This window comes from Gardnerella sp. DNF01204, assembly GCF_049244145.1.
GTDB lineage: Bacteria > Actinomycetota > Actinomycetes > Actinomycetales > Bifidobacteriaceae > Bifidobacterium > Bifidobacterium vaginale.
Map to the genome: position 1 here is coordinate 605,445 of NZ_CP058379.1, position 22,940 is coordinate 628,384.

16 protein-coding genes, 1 other RNA gene and 1 pseudogene are annotated in these 22,940 nt (G+C 39.2%); 14 read left to right on the forward strand and 4 right to left on the reverse strand.

Annotated elements, in window-relative coordinates:
- The first annotated feature begins 11 nt into the window (after positions 1-11).
- The 5 genes from HXT46_RS02270 (at position 12) to HXT46_RS02290 (ending at position 5,615) form a co-directional block, all read left to right on the forward strand.
- On the forward strand, positions 12-1,109 hold the full coding sequence (locus tag HXT46_RS02270; RefSeq protein ID WP_004574985.1) for an HAD-IIA family hydrolase: 1,098 nt from the start codon (positions 12-14) through the stop codon (positions 1,107-1,109).
- 38 nt (positions 1,110-1,147) lie between these two features.
- A complete protein-coding gene (locus HXT46_RS02275) occupies positions 1,148-1,927 on the forward strand; it encodes a TlyA family RNA methyltransferase (protein WP_415698302.1) in 780 nt (259 codons plus the stop codon).
- Between the two features lie 108 nt (positions 1,928-2,035).
- A complete protein-coding gene (locus HXT46_RS02280) occupies positions 2,036-3,064 on the forward strand; it encodes an NAD kinase (protein WP_020761809.1) in 1,029 nt (342 codons plus the stop codon).
- Positions 3,065-3,073: 9 nt separating this feature from the next.
- Positions 3,074-4,852, forward strand: coding sequence for a DNA repair protein RecN (gene recN / locus HXT46_RS02285; protein ID WP_116692194.1), 1,779 nt, complete (start codon positions 3,074-3,076; stop codon positions 4,850-4,852).
- A 64-nt stretch (positions 4,853-4,916) separates the two neighbouring features.
- Positions 4,917-5,615, forward strand: a complete 699-nt coding sequence (locus HXT46_RS02290; protein WP_020760880.1) for an HAD family hydrolase — start codon at positions 4,917-4,919, stop codon at positions 5,613-5,615.
- On the opposite strand, the gene rnpB is transcribed toward HXT46_RS02290, so the two are convergent.
- Positions 5,614-5,985: RNase P RNA component class A (rnpB, locus tag HXT46_RS02295), an RNA gene on the reverse strand. The genes HXT46_RS02290 and rnpB overlap by 2 nt on opposite strands.
- A gap of 156 nt (positions 5,986-6,141) precedes the next feature.
- On the opposite strand from rnpB, the gene hpf reads away from it, so the two are divergent.
- Both hpf and secA read left to right on the forward strand, forming a co-directional pair.
- Positions 6,142-6,816, forward strand: a complete 675-nt coding sequence (hpf, locus tag HXT46_RS02300; RefSeq protein ID WP_004112546.1) for a ribosome hibernation-promoting factor, HPF/YfiA family — start codon at positions 6,142-6,144, stop codon at positions 6,814-6,816.
- Between the two features lie 212 nt (positions 6,817-7,028).
- Positions 7,029-9,800 carry a preprotein translocase subunit SecA gene (gene secA / locus HXT46_RS02305; RefSeq protein WP_004115494.1) on the forward strand — a complete coding sequence of 924 codons (2,772 nt, stop codon included), beginning with the start codon at positions 7,029-7,031 and terminating at the stop codon, positions 9,798-9,800.
- A 99-nt stretch (positions 9,801-9,899) separates the two neighbouring features.
- Here secA and HXT46_RS02310 read toward each other — a convergent pair whose 3' ends face one another.
- Complete coding sequence (locus HXT46_RS02310) at positions 9,900-10,442, reverse strand: hypothetical protein (RefSeq protein ID WP_004112548.1); 543 nt, start codon at positions 10,440-10,442, stop codon at positions 9,900-9,902.
- Positions 10,443-10,518: 76 nt separating this feature from the next.
- Here HXT46_RS02310 and HXT46_RS02315 point away from each other — a divergent pair, with 76 nt between their 5' ends.
- Positions 10,519-11,208 (forward strand): lysophospholipid acyltransferase family protein, encoded by a 690-nt coding sequence (locus tag HXT46_RS02315; protein WP_004115491.1) that lies wholly within the window; start codon positions 10,519-10,521, stop codon positions 11,206-11,208.
- 133 nt (positions 11,209-11,341) lie between these two features.
- On the opposite strand, the gene HXT46_RS02320 is transcribed toward HXT46_RS02315, so the two are convergent.
- Positions 11,342-13,663, reverse strand: coding sequence for a protein kinase domain-containing protein (locus HXT46_RS02320; protein WP_421786238.1), 2,322 nt, complete (start codon positions 13,661-13,663; stop codon positions 11,342-11,344).
- A gap of 90 nt (positions 13,664-13,753) precedes the next feature.
- Positions 13,754-14,836, reverse strand: coding sequence for a polyprenyl synthetase family protein (locus tag HXT46_RS02325; RefSeq protein WP_004112551.1), 1,083 nt, complete (start codon positions 14,834-14,836; stop codon positions 13,754-13,756).
- 178 nt (positions 14,837-15,014) lie between these two features.
- Between HXT46_RS02325 and HXT46_RS02330 the strand changes: the two genes are divergently transcribed.
- The 6 genes and pseudogenes from HXT46_RS02330 (at position 15,015) to HXT46_RS02355 (ending at position 22,922) form a co-directional block, all read left to right on the forward strand.
- The gene (locus HXT46_RS02330; RefSeq protein WP_004112552.1) at positions 15,015-15,965 is read left to right on the forward strand and encodes a hypothetical protein; all 951 of its coding nucleotides are present in this window, start codon (positions 15,015-15,017) and stop codon (positions 15,963-15,965) included.
- A gap of 130 nt (positions 15,966-16,095) precedes the next feature.
- A complete protein-coding gene (locus tag HXT46_RS02335; RefSeq protein ID WP_421786241.1) occupies positions 16,096-17,403 on the forward strand; it encodes an RNA polymerase sigma factor in 1,308 nt (435 codons plus the stop codon).
- 108 nt (positions 17,404-17,511) lie between these two features.
- Positions 17,512-19,872: a DNA gyrase/topoisomerase IV subunit B gene (locus HXT46_RS02340; protein WP_004112555.1), complete on the forward strand. Its 2,361-nt coding sequence runs from the start codon at positions 17,512-17,514 to the stop codon at positions 19,870-19,872.
- A gap of 218 nt (positions 19,873-20,090) precedes the next feature.
- Positions 20,091-22,227: pseudogene (locus HXT46_RS02345) on the forward strand (InlB B-repeat-containing protein).
- Positions 22,228-22,435: 208 nt separating this feature from the next.
- Positions 22,436-22,735: a DUF3791 domain-containing protein gene (locus tag HXT46_RS02350; RefSeq protein ID WP_004112558.1), complete on the forward strand. Its 300-nt coding sequence runs from the start codon at positions 22,436-22,438 to the stop codon at positions 22,733-22,735.
- Positions 22,695-22,922, forward strand: a complete 228-nt coding sequence (locus HXT46_RS02355; protein WP_032840554.1) for a DUF3791 domain-containing protein — start codon at positions 22,695-22,697, stop codon at positions 22,920-22,922. Before HXT46_RS02350 ends, HXT46_RS02355 begins: the two co-directional genes overlap by 41 nt.
- The last annotated feature ends 18 nt before the right edge of the window (positions 22,923-22,940 follow it).

The following is a 22,940-nucleotide window of genomic DNA, read 5'->3' on the forward strand; positions in this document are numbered from 1 at the left end:
GGGGATATTCTATGCAACTTGATGAACGAACGAATTTTTCAAATAGTAAATCTGCGTTAAGCAAGAATTTTCGCTTAGCTTTGCTTGACTTAGACGGCGTAGTGTATAGAGGCGGAAAATCCGTTGAATATGCTGCTGAATCAATTGAAAATGCTCAAAAAAATGGCATGTTTATTGAATATACGACTAATAATTCTTCTCGTTTTCAAGAAGTTGTAGCAAGTCAACTAGAAAGTTTCGGCTTAAAAGTAGAGCCGTGGCAGATTATAACTTCTTCTGTTGTTGCAGCAAGAATGGTTGCTCGCTACGTTCCGAGAAATTCTAATGTTTTAGTGCTTGGAGCCGATCATCTCGTACAAGAGGTTCGTAGTGCTGGTCTTAATCCAGTAAAGTCTTGTAAAGACAATCCAAAAGCTGTTATCCAAGGCTGGTATCCGCAAATGACTTGGCAAGAAATGGCACAAGTCGCTTTCGCAGTAGAGCATGGAGCTAAGTATTTTGTTACTAATCGCGATTTAACAATTCCACGTGAGTTCGGTATAGCTCCTGGATGCGGTTCTATGATTCAAGCTGTAGTAAATGCAACTGGAGTTGAGCCTATTGCTTCTGCTGGAAAACCCGAGTGCGCAATGTATGACGAAGCGAGATTGTTGGTTGCTGCAAATGCAAATCACAATGATGAAGATGTTAAAGAATATGCAGAAAAAGATGAGTTTGGGAATCCTGTAATAAGTATTTCGCGCTCGCTAGCCGTAGGAGACCGATTGGATACAGACATCGAAGCTGGTACCAGAGGGGGATATGAGTCTCTTCTAGTGCTTACTGGTGTCACCAATCCGCGTATGTTGCTTGAGGCTCCAAAACACTTGCGACCAAGCTTTGTTTCTAAGGATTTAAGAGGACTAAACGAGGCTCATGAGTCTCCAAAGCGTGTTGACGACGTTACATTTGTATGCGGAACTTCTAGAGCACAAATTGTTTGTAACTCTATTGAAGTAAACAATCCTAATGATTGCAACGCTTTACGTGCTGCTTGTGCGCTCACTTGGAGCTTAATAGACAGTGGAAAATCACTTGAAGACTACATTCTTCCAGAGTTTTCTTTATAAATATATGAGTTTGCATATGTGTGTATGAGGATTTTTCAATGTCTGACGGAGATGATTTAGTTCAGCGATTAGATTGTGAACTTGTAAATCGCGGATTAGTGAAAAGTAGAACGACAGCTCAGCGTTTAATTAAGTCTGGGTTAGTAAAAGTAGATAATCGAATTGTTTATAAATCATCATTTTTAGTGGAAAAAGCGCAAGAAATAAGTTTTGATGAATCAAAAAAAGAAAATTCTTGTCTTAAATATGTTTCTAGAGGAGCACTCAAATTAGAAGGTGCGTTCTCTTTATTTGAAGATTTAGGATTAAAAGTTTATTCAAATACTAAAGCGCTAGATATTGGTGCTTCAACTGGCGGTTTTTGCGATTATTTGTTGCAAAATGGCGTTAATCGCGTTATTGCTTTAGACGTTGGACACGGTCAATTGCACCCAAAGATCGCAAGCGATCCGCGCGTTATCGAAATGAGTGGCGTAAATATTAGAAATGTTTACGCGCAAGATCTGCCTTACAAGCCTAATCTTATAGTCTCAGATGTTTCTTTTATATCTCTTACTTTTGTTATTCCAGTAATCGCGCGTATTGCGCAAAACAACGCGAATATTGTTCTTCTTGTAAAGCCACAATTTGAAGTTGGTAAAGGAAATCTTGGAAAAGGCGGAATTGTAACAGATAAAGACCTAAGACTTAAAGCATTAGAAAATATTAAAGAATGCGCTAAAAATAGTGGTTTAAAAGTTGTTGCAACTCATGAATCTCCTATAGAAGGAACTCATGGAAATATTGAATATCTTCTTTATGCGCGATTTAATAGTTAAAAATAATTATTTGATAAATATTTTTTACATAAGCAGTACAATGCGCAATATGTAGTGCAACAATTACAATATTTATTGTTATTTGCAAAACCACAAAGGGGCTGTGTTATGCCAGAACTTTTAGTAGATGATGATGCTTCTTATGCTCGTCGCGCTCTGGTAGTTACGCATGCGCGTCTTGATAGTCACAGTGCCGTTGTAAATCAAGTTACCACGCAGCTTAGTAGTGCTGGTTTTCATGTGGATGTGTTTCATAGTGCTGCCGTATCTGATTTTGCGCAAAAAACAGCACATGTTATTGATAAAAACACAGAGATTGTTGTTGTGCTTGGTGGAGATGGCACAATGCTTCAAGCTGCAGAATTGGTGCATTGCACTCCTGTTCCAATCATAGGTATAAATCTTGGTCATGTTGGATTTTTGGCGGAATTTGAAAGCTTCCAAATAGATGAGGCTATTAGAAGAATTGCTCAAAAAGATTACTTTTTAGAGCATAGAATGGAAGCTCATGTAGACGTTTGGCTTCCTGGAGCGAGTGAGCCTTTAAGTGATTGGGCGCTTAACGATATTACTTTAGATAGGGCAGATCGCGGTAGAATGGTGGAGCTTTCGATTCGCGTTGATAATGTTGAAATGTCGTCTTTTGGCTGCGATGGTGTTATTGTTTCTACTCCTACTGGATCCACAGCTTACGCATTTTCGGCAGGAGGTCCAATCATGTGGCCAAATGTTGAGGCTTTGCAACTGGTTCCTTTGGCTGCACACGCGCTTTTTTCTAGACCATTGATTATTGGAGCAGGTTCAACTTTTACTATTGATATTTTGGAAGATTCAGCTTCTGGTGGTTGGATTTGTTGTGATGGTAGGCGTCAAAGGGCTTTACCGCAAGGCTCTAGGATTCAAATTCGTCAGTCCAAGGATGAGCTGTTTTTAGCGCGTCTTTCTGGTGTTCCATTTACGCAAAGATTAGTTACTAAGTTTGATTTGCCTGTAGTTGGTTGGCGCGAAAATCGTCGTAAAAAGTCTTCCAAACCTAAGGAATATGAGGCTAATCTGCATAATGAAACCGATAGGAATTATGAAGATGTTCCAAATGTCTCAAATAACTACCATAACCCTAATAGCTTAAACTCGTAGGGGGCATCCTTGCTTGAAGAATTAGAAATTCGTAATTTAGGACCAATCTCTCACGCGGTTATTACTCCCTCATATGGAATGACTGCTATTACTGGAGAAACAGGGGCTGGAAAATCTATGCTTCTAAGCGCTATAAGACTTATATCTGGAGGAAAAGCTGATTCTTCTAGAATTACATCTTTTGCGTCAGAATCATGGGCGCAAGGCGTTTTTTCTGTTCCAAAGTCAGGAATTGTTTCTAATCTTTTGCAAGAATCTGGGATAGATGTTGAAGAATCTGAAGGCGATGATTCTAAAATAGATGTTTATGTATCTCGTACTGTTCCAAAATCTGGTAGGTCTAGGGCTGTAGTATCTGGTTGTTCTGTTCCTAAGACTTTGCTGGATAAAATTTGTTCGCAAACAATAACAATTCATGGGCAAAGTGATCAGTTGCGTATAGCAACAAGTGCAAAACAGCGTGAGTTCTTGGACTCAATTTCTTGTGATTCAAAAGAATTACAAGAATATTCTGTGGCATTTAAAGAATGGCAGGATGCTGTTGAATCTTATAACAGGCTTATAAATCAAGAATCTTCTTCTAGGCAGCGTGCAGATTATTTGCGAGAATCGCTAGAAAAAATTCGCCAAATCGATCCAAAACGGAATGAAGATGAAGAGCTTAAAGCTAAAAGAGACCGCATAGAAAACGCTGCTCAAATCGTTGGAGCTATTAGCGAAGCAATTTCTTCGTTAGACGCAAGTCAAATTGACTACGGCGCAATAGATTCCGTTGACGCATTACATTTGGTTGACAATGCATCTAAGGCAATTCGCTCGATTCGAGTTGATGGAGATTATAGCGCGATTGCAAATCAACTTGACGATATTTCTTCCCAAATTTCCGACATTGTTATGCAGCTCGCTCAGCAATTAGATGTTGATGAGAGTCAGGAAGATTTAGACGCTATTAACAATCGTATTCACGATTTAAGCGATTTAACACGCAGATGGGGTCCACAGATCGATGATGTTTTAGAGTGGGCTAAAAAGGCGCAATTTGAGCTTGAAGATTTGGATGATTCACCTGAGGCTATTGATCGCGCTAAAAAAGCTTGTGATAAGTATTATTCTAATGCCAAAAATTTAGCAGATAAACTTTATGATTTGCGCAAAAGTGCAGCAGAAAAGTTTAGTTTTGAAGTTAGTAAAGAGCTTGAATCTTTGGCTATGCAAGATGCTCAGCTTTTAATCAAAGTTAATAGGCGTAAAGTAGATGAAACTGGAGTAGTTGACTTAGATTCTCATGGTTTAGACAATGTTGAGTTTCTTTTTAAGCCTTTCCCGTCGTCTGATTATTTGCCAATGGGTGGCAGTGCTTCAGGTGGAGAGTTAAGTAGACTTATGTTAGCTATGGAGTTGGTTGCGGCAAAATTCAATAACAGCGACTCTCATTCTATGACTTTTATTTTCGACGAGGTTGATGCGGGAGTTGGAGGAGTTGCAGCAGTGGAATTAGGCAAACGCTTAGCTCAACTTGCTAAAAGTTCTCAGGTGATTGTTGTAACGCATTTGGCTCAAGTTGCTTCTTTTGCTGATGTTCAATTTGTGGTTAGAAAAAGTTTTAGTGATTCATCGGTTTCTGGCGATTCTTCTAATGATTTTGACTCTTCATTAGTCGTAGATACTACTGTTACTAAGTTGGATGATTCACAGCGTGAGCAGGAAATAGCTAGAATGCTTTCTGGAAGTCAGTCGCAAGCTTCTTTAGAGCATGCTAGAGAATTGTTAAAAACAAGCAAAATCTAATCTAAAATCTGAATCTAATTCAAAGTAATTTTTATAAAACAGGATTAATATCAGGATTAATAATATGAGCGAAAATGTGTTAGTTGATAATTCAAATTGTGCAGCAATTTTTGATTTTGATGGTACTTTGCTTGACTCCTTACATGTTTGGGATGATATAGACGAAAAGAGTTTTGCTAAACGCGGTATTAAAGTGCCCGCTGATTTTGCTGATTCCACTGCAACAATGGCTCCTCGAGAAGTGGCTGATTATGTTATCGCACGTTTTGGTTTTACGGATTCTCCCGAAGATTTAATGCAGGAATGGAATGATATGGCTAATGAAGCTTATTCTAATCAACTGCTTCTTAGAAAAGGCGCTAAAAATTACGTTGATTATTTGCATAAAACAGGTGCAAAATTAGTTCTTATGACTACTCTTTCTAAATCTTTATGCGAAGCATCTTTAAAGCGAACAGAATTATGGCAATATTTTGATTTGATGATTTTTGGTGAAGATTTACAATCAGATGGGAAAAATAGTCCTCAAACTTATTTAGATTTGTCCAATAGAATAGGTGTAAAACCAGAGTATTGCACTGTTTTTGAGGATTCAGCTATAGCTTTAAAGTCGGCTCGTTTGGCTGGAATGAAAACTTGTGGTGTAGCGGATTTAGATAATAGTGATTTAAATCCAGAATTTAATAATTGTTGCACAGTTTTTTGTGATTTTGATTTCGCTCCAAAAGTGTTATGCAAAAAACTAAGTGAAAATCAAAATTAAGTTGAGGTTTCACATACCCCGGGTTTTGTCGCGTGCAAAATGCACACGGATGACCATCCATCTCGATTTGACGTTACCGCCAAACTCTAGCAGTCTACCCGAAGACTTAGGCGAGCAGCCCTTAAACACCTTCTACTTGACCTTGCTCCCAATGAGGCTTGCCATGCGGCTAACTGTTACCAGAAGCCCGGTGGTCTCTTACACCGCCGTTTCACCCTTACCTAAACAAAAGTTTAGGCGGTCTATTCTCTGTTGCGCTATCTCTCAGGTTGCCCTGGGCGGACGTTATCCGCCATTGTGCTCTACGGAGCCCGGAAGTTCCTCAGCTGCTCCGAATGAACATTGCAGCCGCGGTCATCGTGAAACCTCAACCTTCCCAATTATAACAGACGTTTTAATTTTGCGCATATTTTGCGACTCGCTAGAAAATGGCGGCTTTTAGCGGATATAATGGATGTATCAGCGGCGCTGGTGCCGTTGACGTGTACACAAACCGATTTATATCGGATTACTTAAGGAGGTTCGCATGGAAATCGTCATCACCGGACGTCATACGCAGATTAAGCAAAGATTCCGTGACGTTGTGGAAAGCAAGATGAATCGTGTGACCGCCATTGCTCCAGATGCGCAGCGCATTCAGATTGTGCTTAACACTGAGGGCAATCCAAGGCAGGCAGATACTGCAAAAAGAGTTGAAATTACTGTAGTTGCAGGAAGTACGGTTATTCGCGCAGAAGCATCTAGCACAGACCAATACAGTGCATTGGATATGGCTCTTGATAAGTTGACGCTTCGTTTGCGCAGAACTCGCGATCGTCGTAAGGACCATCGTCGTGGATATGAGCAAATGGTTCCAGTTGATTTGGGTGTTGTAGAGCCAGAAGTTGAAACAACTGTTGAAGAAGTTGCACAAGAAGATGGAACGAATAGTGCAGATGCTGCGGTTGCTTCCGACTTGGGTCCTGGTGAATCAGTAGAGGTGAGTGTTGGAGATACTCCTATTGTGATTCGTCGCAAGCTTCATATTGCTGAGCCAATGAGCATTGACGAAGCGTTGTATGAAATGGAACTTATTGGTCATGATTTCTTCCTGTTCGTAAATAAGGAAACAATGAGACCTTCGGTTGTGTATCGTAGGCATGGATGGAGTTATGGTGTGTTTGAAATTGATACTCCAGAAAACGTTTCTAAAAAGAAGTAATAAAGAAGTAATAAAGCAAATAAGGGTAAAACATTATTAAATAGAAATTAACTCATATGAGTCAATGCCCGTCTAGTAAAAGTCTAGGCGGGCATTTTATGCGTAGTGTCAGACTCGCTATCTTATAAAAATCGCAGCCGTCGCGTAATATAGGCACAGTTTACGTCTATATTGGCTAGCCGAATAATAGACACGACCTAAGGGAGCTAAACGTGGTAGATATCGTCGATAAAGCCTTGCGCATGGGTGAAGGCCGTCAATTGAAGCGCCTTGAGAATGTTGCAAAGGCTGTGAATGCGCTAGAAGATGAGATTTCTGCGCTTTCCGATGAAGAGCTTAAAGGGCAAACGGCAAAATTCAAGCAGAAGTTAGACAATGGTGCAAAACTTGATGATTTAATGCCAGAAGCATTTGCTACAGTAAGAGAGGTTTCAAGGCGTACTCTTGGTCAGCGTCATTTTGACGTTCAGCTCATGGGTGGTGCAGCATTGCATTGGGGCAATATTGCAGAAATGAAGACTGGTGAAGGTAAAACACTTGTTGCAACACTGCCTAGCTATTTGAACGCTTTGGAAGGTAAGGGCGTTCATGTTGTTACTGTTAACGACTATCTTGCTAGCTATCAAAGTGAGCTTATGGGTCGTATTTACAGGTTCCTTGGCATGAGCGTTGGATGCATTATTACAGATCAGCAGCCTCCAGAGCGCAGGAAGCAATACAACGCAGATATTACTTACGGCACAAACAACGAGTTTGGTTTCGACTATTTGCGAGACAACATGGCTTGGGAAAAGGGCGATCTTGTTCAGCGTGGTCATCACTATGCAATCGTCGATGAGGTTGATTCCATTCTTATTGATGAGGCTCGTACGCCACTTATTATCTCGGGACCTGCCGAAGGTGATGTTACGCGTTGGTATCGCGAGTTTGCAAAGCTTGTTCTAAAGCTTGATCGCGATGTTGATTACAAAATTGATGAGAAGCGCAAGACTGCTGGTATTTTGGATCCAGGCATTGCAAAGATTGAAGATTATTTAGGTATTGATAATCTTTACGAGCCAAGCAACACTGCTTTGATTGGCTACTTGAACAATGCTTTGAAAGCTAAGGAATTGTTCCTTCTTGATCGCGATTATGTTGTTACTAATGGCGAAGTTTTGATTGTTGACGAGCACACTGGCCGTGTTCTTCCAGGTCGTCGTTATAGCGAAGGCTTGCATCAGGCGATTGAAGCTAAAGAGAATGTTGAAGTAAAAGCAGAAAATCAGACTTTTGCAACTATTACTTTGCAAAATTACTTCCGCATGTACGACAAGCTTGCTGGCATGACTGGTACTGCAGAAACGGAAGCTGCCGAGTTTATGGGAACATACAAGCTTGGCGTTCTTCCAATTCCTTCTAACCGTCCAGTTATTCGTATGGATAAGGATGATTTGATCTTCCGCACTAAGAAGGAAAAGCTTGCTGCGATTGTTCGAGACGTAGCTCAGCGTCATGCAAAGGGTCAGCCTGTTTTGCTTGGTACTGCATCGGTTGAATCTTCCGAAATCGTTTCTTCGCTTTTGGATGTTGCTCGTATTCCTCATCAAGTGTTGAATGCTAAGCAAAACGCTAAGGAAGCAGCTGTTGTTGCTGTTGCAGGTCGTAAGGGTGCTGTGACTGTTGCTACAAACATGGCAGGTCGTGGTACAGATATTATGCTTGGCGGAAACGTTGAGTTTTTGGCAGATGCAAAGCTTAAAGCAGAAGGCTATTCTCCAGACGATACTCCAGAGGAGTACGAGAAGCGTTGGCCAGGTGTTTTGGCAGAAGTTAAGGAACAAGTTAAAGACGAGCACGAAGAAGTTAAGAAGCTTGGTGGCTTATATGTTTTAGGCACTGAGCGCCACGAATCTCGTCGTATTGATAATCAGCTTAGAGGTCGTTCTGGCCGTCAGGGTGATCCTGGCGAATCGCGCTTCTACTTAAGCTTGGAAGATGACTTAATGCGTTTGTTCAACACTCAGCTTGTTGCGCGTGTTATGGCTAAGGGCTTGCCAGAAGGTGAGCCAATCGAATCTAAGTATGTTTCTAATGGCGTGCGCACGGCTCAAAAGACTGTTGAGGCGCGTAACTTTGAAATGCGTAAGAACGTTTTGAAGTACGATGATGTTATGAATAAGCAGCGTACTGTTATTTATTCAGAACGTCAGATTGTTCTTAAAGGTGAAGATATTCATGAAGATATCTTGAAGTTTATTAAAGATACTGCCGATAGCTATGTTCGCGGAGCTATGAACGGTTCTGATAAGCCAAAGAACTGGGATTGGGAAGGTCTTAAAGACGCTGTTAATGCTGTTATGCCAATTATTTTGGATTGGGATCAGCTTCGCCTGCAAATTGAGTCTCTTAAGGGAGAAAAAGCTGTTGAAGCTTTGCGAGACACTATAGTAGATGGCGTTACTACTATTTACGCTGTGTTTGAAGAAAGAATGGGTTCTGATAACTTGCGCCAGTTTGAGCGTAGAGTTGTTCTTGCTGTTCTTGATCGAAAGTGGCGTGAACATCTTTATGAGATGGATTATTTGAAGGATGGTATTGGTTTGCGCGGTATGGGTCAGCGTGACCCTCTGGTTGAATATCAGCGCGAAGGATTCCAGATGTATAACTCAATGATTGAGGCAATTAAGGAAGAGTCTATTCAGCTTCTATTCCGTATGAATCTCGAGCAGATTGTTGCGGAAACTGAAAACCAAGATGATTCTTATGTTGATGCCGATATTCAGCAAGCAGAACAAGAAGAAGATGAGCATTCTGGAATCGTTGGTCCTGCTCCTATGAGCCATGCTGATGGTGAAGTGCCATTGAGTAAGCGTCCAAAGGTTGAAGAATGGAAGACTCCTTGGGCTGATGGTCGTACCTTCCCAGGAACGAACAAGAATGATGAGTGCCCATGTGGCTCTGGCAGAAAGTACAAGTTATGCCATGGTCAGAATGAGGATTAAAATAATTTTAGTTTAAACGAAGATTAAATTTTAAGTTGTAATCTTTAAAAAATGAGGCTGGTGCTTTAACATCAGCCTCATTCTTTTGTATAAATGCACTTAAACTCGTGCGCCTTTTCCGTAGTCGTTGTAATCTTCACTAGAAGTATAATTTTTCTTTCTACTCATAAGTAAGCCTGCAGATCCAACAAGAAACAGAAAAGCGCTTATAGTACCTGAGTATGCTGCGAAATATGGCACTAAGACGCTAAGAATTACGCCCAAAATACCCAGAATAAGAATAGTCCATAAAACTATGAGGGTAATAGAAATATTCTTAAAATGTGGGTTTGGTGGAACAAAATCGTCTCCGTAAGAATCCATTGTTTCATCAACATCTAACCAACTGGTCTTAACGTTATCTCTTGGACCAGCATTATTGTATGACGCTATTTTAGTAAGTGGTTTTGTCGCCTGACTAATACGTTTTTTAAAGATTTTCGCACTTTTAGATTTCTCTATTTCTTTAAAATCTTCTGCATGATCTCTAATAAAATCAGACCAATTCTCATTAAAAGAATTATCGCCAAAAGAATCGTCATTATTGTTGTTTGAGTTTTTGTCCTCAGGGTGAGGGGAGTTGGTATTCTTAGAAGAAGTCATAAATTATACTGTAGCAAGTCTGCTTGATTGCGTAATGATTCGCTTTTAGTAACTCTTGCTAGAAGGGGTTTTTAGAATGTTGTATTGGTTCTTTGTAAAGGGGTTTGGATTTATTGCGCGTTTACGGATTAATCCTACTGCTCAAGGCGTTAACAACATTCCTAAAAAAGGTGGGGCTATTATTGCCGCAAATCATCTTGCCGTGATTGACGATGCACTTTTGCCTCTCACATGCCCTAGGATGATTCATTTTATGGGTAAAGCCGAGTATTTCGAAGGCAAAGGATTAAAGGGTCGCTTTAAAAAATGGTGGTTTACGTCCGTTGGCGTATTCCCAGTGGATCGTTCTGGAGGTTCTAAATCTCTTGGGGCATTGAATCATGCTCGTGCGATATTAGAAAATGGACAGCTTTTTGGAATTCATATTGAAGGAACTAGAAGTCCTGATGGAAGATTATATAAGGGACATACTGGTGCAGCTCGCTTAGCTTTAGAAACAGGATGCCCGATTATTCCAGTTGCGATTATTGGTACTAGGGAATTACAAAGGCATGGTCAGGTTATGCCTGCAAAGGGCTATACAAAGGCTATTTATGGCGAGCCTATTGAAGTTGAAAAAATGAATCCAGAAGATATTACGCACGATATTCTTCGTGAGCTTACCGATAGAGTAACCAAGACAATTCAAAAAATGAGCGGTCAAGAATATGTTGACGAATATGCTCAAACCGTTAAAAAGCGTATTATGACAGAATCAGCGAAATAAGCTGGTAAATTGTTTGTTGTAGATTATTTGAGTAAAAATATTTTGATTCAAACAACCTACAACATAACTCACAACATTTCATACAACATTTTATACAATGTGTGTGTAGCATTACCTACGTTATTTGTATAAATCAAATAACGGTTAATGTAACAACTGTTGGGTTTCCTCTTTCATCAAGAACACGAACTTGTGTACCAGGAGCTACAGACTGGAATCTTACCGTGTGCATAAAGTCTCCAAGCGGAGCGGAAACATTTACTTTTAGTCCTAGGGCTTCAAGAGCTTTTCGAGCGTCGTTAGCATTTTTATTGCGAACATCTGGCATAGTAACAGTTCTTGGACCTTTAGAAACAACGACATTGAGTTTATCTCCCCAATGAAGTTGCGCTCCTTTTTCTACAGATGTGCTAATAATTTTGCCTTTTTCAACGGTATCATTGAACTCTTCACTGTATGTTGGAACAAGTTTTGCGTCGTTAAATGCTTTATCCGCATCTTCTTTTGTTCGGTTAACAACATCTGGCATAGAAACAGGCATAGGACCTTTAGATAATACAACAGTAATGTTCTTATTGTGATTCATTTGCATTCCTGGTGTTGGAGAAATTTCTACAACACAGCCTTTAGGAACATCTAATGAATAAACGTCGTTGCTTTCTTTGTGATTAATAGAAGTAAAACCAGCTTTGCGTAAAGCTTTTATAGGATTCTTACCAGTTGTTGATGTTGGATCGATAATATCTTCAGGAATTGTAGATTGTCGTATTCCTTTTGACACAATAACATGAACTTTATTATTTCCGTGTTTAGATACATGACCGCCACTGAAATCAGGATTAGTGGAAATAATGTTTCCAGAAGGTATATTATCGCTAAATTCTTTTTGAACAGAATAAGGAATATTGGATATTTTAAGAGTTTGCTCGTAATCAAACCATGGAATATTTGTGATTTTGCAAGCTTCTTGTGTTTTGCATGACTGCGTATTTGGTTTCGGCAAAGACCAGTAGCTTCCAGGTCCTAGATAATACCAGTAAGAACCAAATGCGATTGCTGCTGCAATAACTGCCGCGCTGCTAACAGCTATAATAACAACTTTATTGTGTAATTTTTTATGATTAGAGTTTTGACTTTTACCGTCAGTGCTTAAATCATTCTTATTAAATTGAGGCGCACGCATAGCAATAGTTAGCATATTGCTATCATTAAAATCTTCAAGTTGATTCACACTGTTTGAAGAATTTTGACTATTGGAATAGTTAAAATCACTGTTACTGTTTTTTTGAACTATTGTCATAGTTGCATCAATATCAGCTGTTTTGTCAATATCAGTTGTTTTATCAATGTCTTTAGTTTTAGACAATACCTCATTTCCAATATTGTTAGGATTAGAACTACTCTGATTTACATTCTCTTTATTAACTTTATCAGCATTATTCGCATCGTTCGCATTAGGAGGAAGAGGTATGTTAGAGTAATTTCTTTTATCGAATTTATCTGAATCAGACATTCTATTTTCAGTTTTGATTGCGTCTAAAGTCGTATTTAAAAGTTGATCTTCATTATCATAATTTGGATTAAACTTATATTGCCAATCTTCTTTAGGCATATTAGCGCAAATTTGTCTAAGCATACTAAGTGCTTTAGAAGCGTCACTCGGTCTTTTTTCCATTTCTCGAGCAGTAATAGATGCAAGAAAATCAGCTATAGAAGAGTTGATATCGCTACAAATTGTTTTTATAGATGGAGTGTCTTCATGAACATGCTTAAAAACAAGCGTAACAGGATTATCTGCGCTAAAGGGAACACGCCCAGCAAGCATTTCCCAAGCCATCATTCCAGCGGAGTATAAGTCTCCTTGAGGAGTGGCAAGATTCTTTTCAATCATTTCTGGAGCTAGGTATGCGGCGGTTCCAAGAAGAAGACCAGTAGAAGAAAGTGTAGCTTGCGATATAGCACGAGCAAGACCAAAATCAGTTATTTGCACGTGACCGCGGTCGTTAATAAGAATATTTTCTGGTTTAATATCTCTGTGTACAACACCAGCAAGGTGTGCGGATGCAAGACCATCTAAAGTTTCCGCGAGAACTCGAAGAGTGTCTTTTAGGCTAAATGTGCCATATTTGTTCATTTCGTATCTAAGATTTACTCCATGAACATATTCCATCACCAAGTAGTCAAGCCCTTCAAATTCGCCAGTATCGTAAACCTGAACAATATGAGGATTCGCTATTGCAGCGGCAGATGTAGCTTCACGCCTAAATCTTGCAATAAATTGCTCTCTATGTATTCCTTGAGCTAGTTGAGTATGCATGATTTTAAGCGCAACTGGGCGATTAAGACGCTCATCTTGCGCTTGATAAACGGTAGCCATGCCGCCTTCTGCTATCTTCCGCATTATGCGATAGCGATTCTCAATACACATTCCTGGTTGCGCTTGAACTTCACTCATGTAGTAAATCCCTTATACGCGTATTAAACCAACTACCTAAAAGTGTACAGGCAATACAGTATCCACTAAATATTTAGTATATCAGTGATTTTACTGCCATTCTCTAGGAATGAATTTGCTAGAAACCTCGTTCAATATGGATTTTCCAAATTCAGATAATGTACTGTTATCTATTTTTTCTTGCGATTCAACCCAAAGATTGTGAATGCGCTTTTTAGACTTACTTATAGCACCACTCTGATTGAAAATGTTAATAATCCTATTAACATCATCTTCATTGCGATTATTAGAGTTATAAGCATCTATCAAAAATAGACGGTCTTCGCTTGAAGAAAGATCTAGAGCATCAGCCAAAAGGACAGTGCGTTTACCTTCTCGAATATCGCCTCCAATAGGCTTTCCAGTGTGAGCAGAATCTGAAACAATATCAATAAGATCATCTGCAATCTGAAAAGCAATTCCCAATGGTTCACCAATATCATTCGCCAACTTAATAGCGTAATTTTTATTAAGTCCAGCAGATAAAAATCCGAGCGCAAGTGGAGCTATAGTTGTGTAACTTGCAGTTTTCCAACGAAAAACATTTATTGAGGATTCTGCTAGTTTCTTTGGATTTTTAAGGCTCATCATTTCTATGGAAAGATCTAAAACTTGACCAATACCAACATTTCTTTGCATATTTGCAAACTCGCCTAAAACTTCTTGAGGATTGCGCAAATTAGTACATGCTTTTCTAGTTATGTCAAAGCTTTGAGTTGCTAAAATATCTCCAAGCATTAATCCAAGTCCAATGCCGATATGCTTGCTATTGCATGCTTTGCTCAATGCGCAATATGCGCTTGGTCTTCCTCGTCTTAAAGCAGATTCGTCGATTATATCGTCATGTACAAGTGCTGCAGTTTGAAAGACTTCTAAAGCACATGCAACATCTAGCATTGCGCAATATGCAGTGTCTTTAGAGCAGTTACCGCGTACTGCATCGAAAGCTTCTAAAGCTAAGTAAGCTCTGAGTCTTTTGCCGCCTTCACTAGAAGAAATTGCTTGTTTCACTACATCTTTAAGTGTTTTATCACAACTAGAAATAAGGTTTTTACAAGCTAAAGAATTAAATTGGTCATAAATTAATTCGCTTATACGCGTCTCTATACATGACTTTTGCGAATCTAAACTCATATTAAGAGTTATCCACATGCCTTAGACATTACAAAATGAGTATTTTTCTAGTATTTTCTAGGATTTTATAGCCTTTAACCACATTGCGTTATTTTTATTGCACTAATTTGTTTCTGCTGCAAAACTCTTATTACCAAGTTAAAAACAGTATAAAAACACAACAAAATAAGGAGGAATTATGCAAATAAAAAGTGAATTGAAAAACAAGCAAGTTTTTGAAGATAATGATCATGAATATTCAACTTTGAAAGAATTAACAAATTTATATGCTGCAGGTACGTTTTGCGGAATATCTGAAGAGTACTTTGCTATGACTTGTGTTGCTGGAAATAGTATAGAAAAAGTGAATATCAGTAATGTTCCAAAAGAATGTATGACAGTTTTAGATATTCCTAAAGATTATATTAACAAACATCATAATTATGAAGATTATTGGATTAAATGTCTTAGAGATTTAACGCCAGATCTTTTTGAAAAATACATAGGCATAGATTATATGAGCAAAAATTTGAATGTTAAAAAAGAGGAAGCTGTATTTTCAAGTTATGATATTTTTGTTACACAATCTATACGAAACTGGCATAACATGGTTTCTAAAAAAGACGGCAATATTGTGGGTTATGACTTAATAATGTTGCCGATTGCAATGCTAAATAACATTAATGTTCGAGATACTCTGCTTGTGTCTTTACTAGACAGTAAAGGCGAGTATTACAACATAAATGATCTACTCGTGCTAGCTTTAGCTCCACGAGAAAAAGAAAGATCTAAGGAATTAAGAGATTTTCTAGAAGAAAAATTTAACGAAGAATATGAGTTGCCTGATATTTGTAAAGCGCTAGACGTTGTTAACTTGCTAAAAGCTATGACTTATGTTGTAGATAATAATCCTAAATTAAAAGTACAAGTTTACGCATTAATGTCTTATATAAGCTGGTGGTTTAAGCTAGGAGATGTTGAAAGATACGTTTCAATGGCGCTAGAAATCGATCCTGATTGTTCTATGGCTATGATTGTGGATAATGCATACAAAAGTCATGTTGAGCCAGCATGGTGTAGAAAATTCGCCACGCCGCAAGTAGGGAAGCAGAAAAAATCGTCCTTAGAAGATGATTTACTTCTTAAGTAAAAGTTGCCCTTGCCATAACTATGCCTTTGTGGTATAGTGAGATGCCTTTAAAGGGCATAGCAAGGTATGATGAATGCCTTAATATGGCGGATTACTTTGCACATAGCAGGGAATCTACAGGAGGAAAAGTTTGGCGAGCGAAGATACATCTATTGTCGATTCCAAGATGGGCAAGGAAGAAAATCAGGAATTTAAAATGTCAGAAGATGTTGATGATCAAGATGTAGATGTTGACGTTGATGCAGACATGGATACAGATGAAGAACATATGGATTTAGAAGATTTTGATGAAATCCATGATGATCTTGATGTAGACGATGTTGACAATTTAGATGACGTTGACGATATGAATAATCTGGATGACATTCCAGATGATGAAGATTCCGAAGATTCTGACGATAATAATAAAGAAGAAGCGCCACAAGTTCCACAAGCAAAAGGTGCTTTTATTGTTCGAGATGATGATGACGACGATAATCTTACGCCTTCTGGAAATCCTAAGCGTCGAGTAATCGCCACTGGCGCTACAGCGGATCCTGTTAAGGATTATTTAAAGCAGATTGGTCGCGTGAGCCTGCTTAACGCAGAGCAGGAAGTTGATTTGTCAGAGCGTATTGAGGCTGGTTTGTATGCTCAGCATTTGCTTGATACGCAAATTGACCAAATGGAGTTTAAGCGTAAGCGTGAGCTTAAGTGGGCTGCAGCAGACGGTAAGAAAGCTAAAGATCATCTTCTTGAAGCAAACTTGCGTCTTGTGGTTTCTCTTGCAAAGCGTTATACAGGTAGAGGCATGCTTTTCCTTGATTTGATTCAGGAAGGTAATCTTGGTTTAATTCGCGCAGTAGAAAAGTTCGATTGGAAGAAGGGCTTTAAGTTCTCAACCTATGCTACTTGGTGGATTCGCCAGGCTATTACTCGTGCTATGGCAGATCAGGCTCGTACTATTCGAGTTCCAGTGCATATGGTTGAAGTTATTAATAAGCTTTCTAGAGTTCAGCGCCAGATGCTTCAAGATTTGGGTCGCGAACCTACGCCAGATGAGCTTGCGCGCGAGCTTGATATGCCTGTTGAAAAGGTGCAAGAAGTACAGAAGTATGGTCGTGAGCCAATTTCTTTGCACACTCCTTTGGGTGAAGATGGTGATTCTGAGTTTGGCGATTTGATTGAAGATACTGATGCAATCGCTCCATCGGACGCTGTAGCATTCTCGCTTCTTCAGGAACAATTTAGACAAGTTCTTGAAACTTTGTCTCCTAGGGAAGCTGGCGTTATTAAAATGCGCTACGGTTTGGAAGATGGTCAGCCAAAGACTTTGGATGATATTGGTCGAGTATATGGTGTTACTCGTGAGCGTATTCGTCAGATTGAGTCTAAGACAATGTCTAAGTTGCGCCATCCTTCTAGATCGCAAACTTTGCGTGACTTCTTAGATCAGTGATTTTAGAATAATTAACAAGTAAAGTGTCGTATTGTTGCTTTGTTTAGCAGGGATGCGACACTTATTGCTTAGTGGTTGCTTAATATTCGTGTTGTACAAGGGGTAGAAGTGGTCTCTAATAAAGATCGAGAACAGTATGATGCCGACAGTTTGACTGTGCTTGAAGGCTTGGATGCTGTACGAAAGCGCCCAGGCATGTATATTGGCACCACTGATAGTCAAGGTTTAATGCATTGCCTTTGGGAAATCATTGATAATGCTGTTGATGAGGCTTTAGCTGGGGCTTGTGACCATATTATCGTCACTCTTCACGACGATGGTTCTATTGAAGTTGCAGATAATGGTCGTGGTATTCCAGTAGATGTAGAGCCTAAAACAAAACTTACAGGTGTTGAAGTCGTTTTAACTAAGCTTCATGCTGGAGCTAAGTTTGGTAATGCTTCGTACAATGCTGCAGGTGGCTTGCATGGCGTTGGATCTTCTGTTGTAAATGCGTTGAGCTTGCGATTGGATGTTGAAGTTGATCGTGATGGTAAAACGCATCACATGGCTTTCCATCAGGGTCATCCTGGAGTTTATAGTGACGCAGATCCAATGCATCCGTCTCCAGTTTCTCCGTTTAAGCGCACTCGCAAGAACAAGCCTACTGAGCTTGAGATTATTGGTACTGTTTCGCCAAAAACTACAGGTACTCGAGTTCGCTATTGGGCTGATCCTGAGATTTTTAACTCAACAGCTCGCTTTAGTTATGAACAGTTAATTGATCGAGTTCGTCAAACTAGTTTTTTGGTTCCAGGCTTGCGCATTACTGTTATTGACGAACACGTGCCAGAAGGCGAATTTAGCGATATTCAAGAGATTGATGTTAGCGCTAGTGATGATGCGAATGCTAATACTAGTGATTTAACAGATGATTTGGCTTTTAAGGATGAATCGCAAGCAACCGTAGATAATGAATCTAATGAGCTAAATCAATCTGAATATGAATCAGAAGAATCTGAATCTGATGGCGAATCAGAAGAAACCACTGCGCAATCTGTTGCAAATAGTGAGTCTTCTAGAGAATTGCAAAATAAGCATCATCCTCGAGTGGTTGAATTTTTGCATAACGGCGGAGTAAAAGATTTCGTTGATTTTCTTTCAAAGGGTCAAGCAGTCTCAGATATTTGGCGTATTTCTGGCGAAGATACGTATGTAGAGGAGACACAAGCTGTTGATTCTGCTGGAGATTTACATGCTCAGCAAGTGACGCGTAAATGTGGCGTTGACATTGCAATGCGCTGGGTAAATGGCTACGATTCAACGATTATTAGTTTCGTAAACGTTGTTGAAACTCCTGGCGGAGGCATGCACGTAGACGGATTCTTGCAAGGATTGACTAAGCAAATTCGTAAAGCTGTTGAAGATAATGCTCGCAAGCTAAAAGTAAATCTTAAAGATTCAAACACTAAGATTGAGCGAGACGATATTCTAGCTGGAATGGTGGCTGTTGTAACAGTTCGCATTGCTGAACCTCAATTCCAAGGTCAAACTAAAGATGTTCTTGGAACTGCTCAAGTTAAGCCAATCGTTACAAAAATGACTGACGCTCAATTTGGGGAAATGATTAGCGGATCCAAGCGAGGATTCAAAGAACAGTCTGCCAGAGTTTTAGAAAAAATTGTTTCCGAAATGCATGCGCGTATTCAAGCGCGTAAAACTAAGGAAGTTACTCGTAGAAAGAATGCACTTGAGTCTGCTTCAATGCCACCAAAACTTTCTGATTGCCAGCCTGGAAACGATGATGTTGCAGAACTTTTCATCGTCGAGGGTGATTCTGCTCTAGGCACTGCAAAAGCTGCTCGAAATTCTGCTTTCCAAGCGCTTTTGCCAATACGCGGTAAGATTTTGAACGTTCAAAAAGCAAGTCTTGCGCAAATGTTATCCAACAAGGAGTGCGCTGCAATTATTCAAGTTGTTGGAGCAGGGTCGGGCGCAAGTTTTGATATTTCGCAAGCGCGTTATAACAAGATTGTTATGATGACCGATGCAGATGTTGATGGCGCGCATATTCGTATTTTGTTGCTAACGCTGTTCTACCGCTATATGCGTCCGCTTATTGAGAACGGGCATGTTTATGCTGCTGTGCCGCCTCTTCACAGAATTGCTCTCGCTGGAAAGCACAAAGGCGAGTATATTTACACGTATTCCGATGACGAATTGGCTGGAAAACTTGATGATTTGCAAGCTAAGGGCATTGATTTTAACAGCGATATTCAGCGCTACAAGGGATTGGGTGAGATGGATGCGGATCAGCTTGCAGACACCACTATGGACCCTAGAACGCGAATGCTAAGAAGGATTCGTATGGAAGATGCTCAGCAGGCGAGCGAAGTATTCGATTTGCTTATGGGTGATGATGTTCCTCCGCGCAAGCAGTTTATTGTTGATAACGCTGACGACTTCGATCGTTCCAAAATCGATACCTGATTTTGTTTTACTTGTGCGTTAAGTTACTTAATTTGTAATTTTCTTCGCATTATATAATGTGTATTACAAATTTTGAATTGTAATTACATTATGACATTTAGTTAAGTTATAATGATTTTATGATATAATTGCGAATGCAGGTTTGCTTCAATAGTGGAAGTGAATCTGGGATTTTGCATTTATTGATTTTCTTAGAATTTGTTTTATAAGAGGGAAAAATGAACAAGAAAACTGTGATTTTATTATCGACTACGATGATGAGTATTGCTACTGCTGCTTGCGCTTTTTGCATGGCTCAAACTGCAAATGCTGCTGATACTTACGTGGATTCTGGCACTTCAACTGCAAAAGTTACTACCCCCCCCCCCAATTGAAAATAGCTCTTCTCAAAAAACTGGTACTTTTGATAAGAGTGTAATAAAGTCTTCTGATTCTTCTGATAAAGATAATATAAAACCTGAAACGAATTCGAAACCAAATTCTAATACAAAAACTGAATCCAAGCTTGAAGCTAAGAGCGATGTAAAGTCTGATGCAAAGCTTGATACAAAGACTAATGTAAACACTGGCGTTAAGACTACTGCTAAATCTAATGCAGATTCTGTTGTAAATACTGATACAAAGACTGAATTAAATATTGATTCAAAGTCTAAGAGTGAGGAAGCTCCAGTTTCACCAACAATTTTTAATCAAGCGCTTTTTGCTAGTGGTAAGCCAGGTCCTAATCAAACTCCTAAACCTCAAACACAAACAACTGAGCTTAAGGTAAGTCTTTGCTGGGAAACCATGAACAAAGATAATAAAAATGCATTTATTAAGGGTGATAGCGATTTTGGTCAATTGAATTTTGAGAATTGGGACTTTGGTTCCACGCTAGATTCTTCTAGACAAGACGTAAAGGATGCGTTTAAGAATATACAGTTTCAGATAAAAGATACAACTGATAACAAGGTAGTAGCAACAACTACTGGCACCTATGATCCTGATACTGCTACTAGTGCAACCAAAAGCTTGGGTAGTTATGATTCAAACCATACATATGAAGTGTCAGTGGTGAATAGCACAGTTCCAAGCCCGTATTATGTGACATACAATAATGTTTCTGTAGATGAAGGTGATGAATTTACACCTAGTGTTAGCAACTTTACGTGGAACCCATCTAAAGGGTCTAATAAAAAGTCTCAAAACAAATATTTCCGTTTAAATGTATTGGAAATTGTTTATGCGAAGGATGAGTCTGTGGCAGACAAGTGCTTCTCGTATGAGCAGCCAAAAAAGGATGACGGAAACTATCGATCTGATGGTAACTGGAATTTCAAGTATAACAAGGATAATATTTTTGAGCGTATTCGTGTAAAAGATAATGCTATTCAGTTCCCAACGGATGAAAATGGCAAACCTAAGGTTCCTGTTAAAGCTGGTTACAAGTTTGTTGGTTGGCAGTTCTATGTTGCTAAAAAAACAGATAATCGTCCATACACGTCGTTTGACCGTATGAGTGATGACGATAAAAAGATCATTAATAGTACAACTGTTGCGTATTCGGATTTTGGTACTAAGCCATTTATTGATTATCCGTATATTTTTGCGCTGATAAGGGATAACAAGGGCGTTAATACATTTGGTAGTAAACTCGGTACGCAGTATTGCTCTACAAATCACACATTTGTTGTATTCCCTAAGTGGGAGGTTGCTGGTCATACAGTTACTTTTATGGATGGAGATACTCAATATGCACAAGTAAAAGTGCAAGACAATAAGTCTATTAGTGGTGATGAATGGACTGACCAGTCTATGCCTGCTAATCCTACTAAAGCTGGTTTTACTTTTAATGGTTGGTATCAGGATAAAAATGGAACTGGTGATGCGTTTACTGGTGATACTGTTGTAGCTAATAGTGATATGACTGTATATGCGTCGTATGTAAAAGAAACATCTCCTACACCATCTCCTACGCCATCTCCAGCTCCTGAGCCAACGCCAACGCCGACTCCTATGCCTGAGCCAGATGTGACTCCTGAACCTGAGCCAATACCAGTTCCTGACGTTCCTGATGTTCCTTATGTGCCTGATGATTCGTGGATTCCTCTTCCTGAGATTGTTCCTGAGAATCCAGAGTATTCTGTTGTTGAGCAGCCTGTGTTGAATCCTGTTCATTCTTCGGATAAGCCAGTGGAGCGTTCTGTTGAGCAGCGTTTTAAGGCTGTTGATGCTGGTGAGGCTTATAATGCTAAGTCTCCTGCTAAGCATTTGCCTGATACTGGTGTTTCACTGGTTATGTCTATAAGTGCTTTGTTTGTGTCTTTGTTTGCTGGTTTTGGTTTGTCTATGTTCAAGTCTCGCCGCAAGCATTAAACGCAAATATCGCATATAATCGCGTATAAACGCGTATAAGAATTAAAAAATATTGGAATAAGGCTTCTGAGTAAATGTTTTATAACATAAAGTCAGAAGCCTTATTTTATATGCGATTTTTGATGTAAACTGTATTAAAGGTTTGTTTTAAGAATTATTACTTTGTAAGTCAGTGTTCTATTGTGCTTTATCTTAAAAAGGAGGGTTTATGATTGGTAATAAGCAAGAAGTCTTTGACAAAGATAAGCTTGATTTTGCAATATTTTGTATTGAAAATGTTGCAAATAAGCTTAATCAAAACCCTCGAGATACGTATGATGCTTTGACTAAGAAAAGTAATATTCTTATGTCTTATATTGTTCCATCTTATGATGTTTTGCATACTCAAGGCAAAGAGTATATTACAAATGACATTATTTCCTTTATGCGTGAAAAAGGTGTGGCAAGTTTTAGGGGAGTGATGGATTTTGAAGGTGAATCCTATTTTGTTGCAAAAGAAGTATGCTAGGGTTGTAAGTTTGTTAGCTGAGCGTGCTGGGTTGAGTTATGAGCAGGCGCTTGACGTATTTTACCATTCCGTCACTTATGATTTGATGCGTAATGGTATTTCGGATATGCATTGTATGAGCGACGGATATTTGGTTCAAGATCTGCTTGATGAGATGCATAATTCTAAAATATGTGTTAATGCATGACTTTTGTAATAAATTAAA

Excerpts from the sequence above, each read along its gene's own strand:
- HXT46_RS02270 (WP_004574985.1), top strand. The coding sequence starts at position 12 with ATGCAACTTGATGAACGAACGAATTTTTCAAATAGTAAATCTGCGTTA.
- HXT46_RS02275 (WP_415698302.1), top strand. The coding sequence starts at position 1,148 with ATGTCTGACGGAGATGATTTAGTTCAGCGATTAGATTGTGAACTTGTA.
- HXT46_RS02280 (WP_020761809.1), top strand. The coding sequence starts at position 2,036 with ATGCCAGAACTTTTAGTAGATGATGATGCTTCTTATGCTCGTCGCGCT.
- HXT46_RS02290 (WP_020760880.1), top strand. The coding sequence starts at position 4,917 with ATGAGCGAAAATGTGTTAGTTGATAATTCAAATTGTGCAGCAATTTTT.
- hpf (WP_004112546.1), top strand. The coding sequence starts at position 6,142 with ATGGAAATCGTCATCACCGGACGTCATACGCAGATTAAGCAAAGATTC.
- HXT46_RS02310 (WP_004112548.1), bottom strand. The coding sequence starts at position 10,442 with ATGACTTCTTCTAAGAATACCAACTCCCCTCACCCTGAGGACAAAAAC.
- HXT46_RS02315 (WP_004115491.1), top strand. The coding sequence starts at position 10,519 with ATGTTGTATTGGTTCTTTGTAAAGGGGTTTGGATTTATTGCGCGTTTA.
- HXT46_RS02320 (WP_421786238.1), bottom strand. The coding sequence starts at position 13,663 with ATGAGTGAAGTTCAAGCGCAACCAGGAATGTGTATTGAGAATCGCTAT.
- HXT46_RS02325 (WP_004112551.1), bottom strand. The coding sequence starts at position 14,836 with ATGAGTTTAGATTCGCAAAAGTCATGTATAGAGACGCGTATAAGCGAA.
- HXT46_RS02330 (WP_004112552.1), top strand. The coding sequence starts at position 15,015 with ATGCAAATAAAAAGTGAATTGAAAAACAAGCAAGTTTTTGAAGATAAT.
- HXT46_RS02350 (WP_004112558.1), top strand. The coding sequence starts at position 22,436 with ATGATTGGTAATAAGCAAGAAGTCTTTGACAAAGATAAGCTTGATTTT.